The sequence below is a fragment of the Mesobacillus boroniphilus JCM 21738 genome, assembly GCF_000517385.1.
Classification (GTDB): Bacteria; Bacillota; Bacilli; order Bacillales; family Cytobacillaceae; genus Mesobacillus; species Mesobacillus boroniphilus.
Genome location: NZ_BAUW01000148.1, coordinates 1 through 5486, shown reverse-complemented (window position 1 = coordinate 5486; position 5486 = coordinate 1). Strand labels below are relative to the sequence as shown.

Sequence of the window (5486 nt, the reverse complement as noted above, 5' to 3'; positions counted from 1 at the left end):
GGCATAAATCGAGAGAGATTTAATGCTCTTTATTATTTTATATTATTGAGGATAATTTTAAAATTTTTCAAGATATTTCCAAGTTCAATTTGCAGCTTGGCATTTGACATAACTTGTATAAATGCTGATTTTTTACTTCATCCGGTCAAATCGAGCAATTTCCGATTTAACAATTGATGGAGTACTAACTATATATGAATACAAATTCATAAGCACTTCAATTGGTGGTAGAATATACTCTAAATAAGGTGGATTTCTTATATGAAGAGAATGTAAACAGCATATATCCTGTTATTCGCAAGCTTTACATACTTTATTTATAAAAGACCTAAATCACAACTTTATTTAACTAAATATTCTATTGGTGTAGATAATCCACTAAAACTAAATTTAACTAACGTGGATATTAGTACATTCTTTCATAACAATCCTTCAGCAGTATATTCGTTTTCCTTGGTGTCTATTTATATTCTTGTGCTTATTTCAATCATTTTATTATAATAGGAGTTATTTTAATTATAAGTACACAGTTTCGAAAACGTTAGCCTTTCTTCAACTAAAGGCTGCGCGCGACAAGTTATGCAATAAGCGTAATAAGGCGTGAAAATGCAGGGAGTCCGCTTAATAGATTCTAAATTTGCAACGGAGGATAGGAATGAAGAAACCATGTTTTCTGAAACTATCCCATCAACACTCCTGCGTGCGTCATGGATGACAGTTCATGGGGTTCGGAGCACAGGTAGATTCGGCAGAAGGAAGGCTGAAGCCAATCTTTAAAAAGGTATGCCAACTGATATGCCGCATGGCTGAAAAACTGGATAGGGTGAGAATGTTCCATTCTGAAGGAACTGACGAACTTCCGAATGTAAGGGTCTAAAGTTATGAACATAGGGAAACCTATGGACATCTCACGATGGGGCGGGTGGTGTAGAGTAAAATTGCACCCTCTGAAATACATTATACCGGACAATGGCGGTATCAAGCTCGCAGGCTTAAAGGAAGCACCTACGACGAGAATGTATAGCTACGTTGTAGGGTACTTGGGAAGCAGGGAACGTTGAAACAAGGACTGTCATCCAAAACGTTTGTAATAAGGCATAGCCGAAATACATTTATTCCTGTGAAGGTAGGGGCATGACTGATGAAACTCTTGTAATGAGAGTGAAGGAACAGCCCCAAGTCTAGCGAAACAAACCGATTATTTTCTTCATGTGAATGACACCGATCGGGTAAGAATGTGGGAACATCACTCATCAGGAGGGATGCCACAGTGTCAACTTTAAGATATTGGGATTACTACAATATGACGGAGACTTTTACAGATTTACACGAAAGAGCCAGGCATAAAGAATCTTTTCACAACTTGTATGACATCATTACCTCAAGAGAAAATATTCTGCTTGCTTTTCGTACAATTAAATCCAACAGAGGGTCGAAAACACCTGGTACAGACAGGAAAACCATTCATGACATCAAACAGCTTTCAGAAAATGAACTGGTTGAAATAGTTCAAACAAAACTAAAAAACTATCGTCCCAAGAAGGTCAGAAGAAAATGGATTGAAAAAGAAAACGGCAAATTTAGACCGCTTGGAATCCCTTGCATTCTCGACCGTATCATCCAACAGTGTTTTAAACAAGTTCTTGAGCCGATTGCCGAGGCCCACCTCTACAAACACAGCTATGGTTTTAGACCGCTAAGGTCTACCCATCACGCAATGGCAAGAGTACAGTTTTTAATTAATAAATCTCAATTGCATTATGTAGTTGATGTTGATATTAAGGGATTTTTCGATAATGTCAATCATACGCTGCTCATCAAACAACTATGGAATTTAGGTATCCGAGATAGAAAGGTTTTAGCGTGTATTTCCAGAATGCTAAAAGCCGAAATTGATGGAGAAGGAGTTCCCTCCAAAGGCGTTCCACAGGGTGGCATACTGTCCCACATATTATCGAACATCGTACTCAATGACTTTGACCAGTGGGTCACAGGGCAATGGGAGTTCTTCCCTCTTAAAAAACCATATAAAACTAAAGAAGGGGAAAGATACGCGAAAAAGCGTACGAGACTAAAGGAAGGATATCTTGTCCGGTATGCGGATGATTTTAAAATCCTTTGTCGAGATGCAAAAACGGCTCAAAAGTGGTTCCACGCTATTACGAGGTACCTGAAGGAACGTTTAAAACTTGATATCTCACCGGAAAAGTCACAAATAGTAAATTTGCGAAAAAGAGAATCACAATTCTTGGGATTTACAATAAGGGCTGAGAGAAAAAGAAACAAAAGAGTTGCCTATACAGGAATCAATCAAAAGAAACTGAGGAAACTCAAGGAACAGGCAAAGAAACACATCAAGAGAATCAAAGATTCTTCAACCAGTCAAAATGCCCTTCGCTTTAATAGTTTTGTCTTAGGGATACACAACTATTTCAACCGAGCTACGCATGTCAATCCAGCTTTCTCACGTCTTGCTTACGATTTAAAAGCCTTCCTGTACAATCGCCTCCGTCCTGTGGGGAGATATGGACATCCAATCAATCCATATTCAACCTATAAAAAGTTCTATAGTTCAGGATTAAAAACGTTTAGAATAGCCAATGTTCATTTATTCCCGATAGGGAATGTGAAAACAGTAAACGCTATGAATTTTAGTCCTAGACTAACCCCTTTCACTGAGGAAGGAAGAAAAGAACTTTACAAAAGATTGAAGCCATATATTGAAACAGAAATCAGTATACTGATGAACTCCACTCTTCCAGACAGGACGGTAGAATATCTGGATAATAGAATCAGCCGGTTTAGTATGAAAATGGGGAAATGCGAAATAACAGGTTGGGAATTGAGCGCTAATGAAGTACATTGTCACCACTATATTCCCAAACATCTGGGTGGGACAGATCAATTCAATAACCTACGCATCCTCCATAAAGACATACACAGGCTCATTCACTCTAAGGATATGAACGAGATTGTATCAGAAATCCAAAAACTTTATCTGAATAGCGCAATGATAAAGAAATTAAATCAATACCGGATAACAGGTGGCTTAAAAAGGTAGAATCATTCCATTTTTAAAGGAACGAAGAACTTATAATCAAACTTTGTATCGGTAGATGGAGCGCGGAATGATGGGAAACTGTCACGTTCCGTGCGGAGCAGGGGAAAAGCCGGAGATTACTTCAAACGCTTACCTATTGCTAACTTTAGCACAATAAGATAATTTGAAAAAAGGCTTAGAGATGAAGGTTTCTCTAAACCTTTTTTATTATGAATAGTGTGATGAAATTGGGATGAATTAATATGTGATTTTGTCTGTGATTTAATTTACATTACTTTATAGCTCAATACCTTCGTTGTAATCAATCCAGATACCATATCTGAAATATGGACCTGCGCTTTCCATCCCCCAACTTGCGTAGTCAATGATTTTCGTTATACGTATCAAAAAGCATTAGATATGCAAAAAACTCATCTGTTTCTTGATTTACATGAGAAGTGTCGATTCCACGTTCGATAATCATATCAACTTTTAGTTCTTCGCAATTGGAAGTTATCTCGTTTAACTGTGATTCAATAATGACAATTATTCTTTCATCATTAGATATAATCTCTCTCATTAGATTGTAGTAATGAGCACTCTTTTCATTTCTTACTAACTCATACGAGACGAAATTTAAGTTATCCAGATTAGGTTTTATGAGGTCGTCATTGTGTGCATTAATATAGTTAAGAATTGTCATTTTTAAAAAAATCGCTTCGGATTCTGACAATCCTGTTTCAACAATATCTAATTTTTTTTGAAACGCAGAGATAACGTCATTAACTGGTTGTAACGGTCGAATTTCATGGAAATATTGATGCTTTAAATATTTTTTGTATTCATTTTGATCCACATAATCACCTCAATAAAAAATAAGTGATAGATGCTCAAGAGAGCATCTCTATGTTATTACTCTAGCGTATAAACAATTAAGTTTTATATATACCAAAAGTAACTTCTTATATGTACCTTGCTTTGTTTAATTGAGTATCTTAAATTAGCCGAGACGTTTGTTGCGGATCTATAAATAATATAGTTTTATTGAATTGGCCATTCTCCGATAATATTAGTGAAACTTTTCCAACCGAATTGTGCCTGATATGCCATTAGGCCAGAATCTGAGACTCTTACTTTCGTTTCACTTGTTGGTATTGTTGCATTGCCAAGATAAAGATAGAAATAATTACTTAATACTCCAAAATTATAAACTTTTGCTGGAAATGATGTATACGTCTTAGGAAATAACAATGAAGTGTTGTTGATTTTAATAGAATCAAACTTTATAGCATTTGCAGCATCTGTACCATTATAAACTAAGTATACTTGTACGGTAGAAGTAGTTCCCGATCTTATAAAAGCGGGTGTAATCGTGTTGAGAGATGCAGCTTCAGTAGAAATTGAGTCTTGAGATTTGTTATTGGTATTTTGAGCTGGAGTACCGTCAGGATTTGGTCTATTGAGTGCATTCTGAATAGTTTCAATATCTGATCGGCTGATATTGGTTGGTATATTTTGTTGTACTGATTCTGCAAAACTCGTGATTGAAGCTGAAAAAACAAGACAAAAACCAAATAAAACAACGAGTAATTTTTTCATAATAAAACCCCTTTAAATTTAATTGATAATTGCAAGTGCAAAATAGTTTACCTTCCTTATATGGGAGAGTCTTTTTTATTTAATTGGACATCCTCCTTTCGACTCTCCTGGAATTTGTAATTTTTTGGTACATGCTAACTCTATCATGAGTGGTAGATTAATAACTAGAACTATTGCATTTTCCTCATTTGGGAAATAAATTAGTTCGATCAATCATTTTTGTTAAAGTTCTTAAGGAACATAAGCCAGTGAATACTGATAAATAAAACAAGTTGTTTGCCTTAACTTGGGAAAATATTGAAAGGGTATAATAAAATTAACGATAGCAATTACTCTTATTTTCCTGAATAGGTGTGTTTTTTTTATTGCAAAAAAGTATTGGCACATAGAATAATGGTTGAAACCAAATTATGGTTTCACCCAAAAAGTTAACTATTCAGTTGCTAGGCTACATCTTTATTATCAATCGCAAGTTTAGGGTTGGGTCCAAATCTATTGTCCTCTTTCTGTCCGTACATTACCACACTACCTCCAATTAGAGAGGTATAAGTGATCAATTGCCAGCAGCCGCTTTTACGAATATCAAGGAATCTTGTGGCAGCAACAGCAATAGAAGGCACCATAACGGCAGGACTATAAATTAACCTAATCTAGTCTGTCAAACCTAGCACTTCTTCCATAATTAAAATGCTAAAGACAGTTTATTACATCTGCTGGTTGTTGTTCTCCTCTTTATGAAAAGTTTTGTTATAAATAATGAATGTTTGTTTATATAAAAAGTTATATATTTAGCGCTTTTTGTGACGGTTGTTATTATTGCTCACAACTGTCTTGGATGGGGAAGTGG

General features: G+C 35.6%; 5 protein-coding genes. 2 read left to right on the top strand and 3 right to left on the bottom strand.

The genetic code is table 11. The features are described from left to right. Positions 1-721: 721 nt before the first annotated feature. The gene (locus tag JCM21738_RS24595; RefSeq protein WP_023626833.1) at positions 722-877 is read left to right on the top strand and encodes a hypothetical protein; all 156 of its coding nucleotides are present in this window, start codon (positions 722-724) and stop codon (positions 875-877) included. Between the two features lie 393 nt (positions 878-1270). Beyond that, positions 1271-3061, top strand: a complete 1791-nt coding sequence (gene ltrA, locus JCM21738_RS20815) for a group II intron reverse transcriptase/maturase (protein WP_023626834.1) — start codon at positions 1271-1273, stop codon at positions 3059-3061. Between the two features lie 361 nt (positions 3062-3422). Here ltrA and JCM21738_RS20810 read toward each other — a convergent pair whose 3' ends face one another. The 3 genes from JCM21738_RS20810 to JCM21738_RS27585 all read right to left on the bottom strand — a co-directional run bounded on the left by JCM21738_RS20810 (position 3423) and on the right by JCM21738_RS27585 (position 5280). Further along, the gene (locus tag JCM21738_RS20810) at positions 3423-3896 is read right to left on the bottom strand and encodes a hypothetical protein (RefSeq protein WP_023626835.1); all 474 of its coding nucleotides are present in this window, start codon (positions 3894-3896) and stop codon (positions 3423-3425) included. 185 nt (positions 3897-4081) lie between these two features. Further along, positions 4082-4639, bottom strand: a complete 558-nt coding sequence (locus tag JCM21738_RS22815; protein WP_023626836.1) for a hypothetical protein — start codon at positions 4637-4639, stop codon at positions 4082-4084. A 443-nt stretch (positions 4640-5082) separates the two neighbouring features. Beyond that, positions 5083-5280 (bottom strand): DUF805 domain-containing protein, encoded by a 198-nt coding sequence (locus tag JCM21738_RS27585; protein ID WP_369385786.1) that lies wholly within the window; start codon positions 5278-5280, stop codon positions 5083-5085. Between the last annotated feature and the right edge of the window lie 206 nt (positions 5281-5486).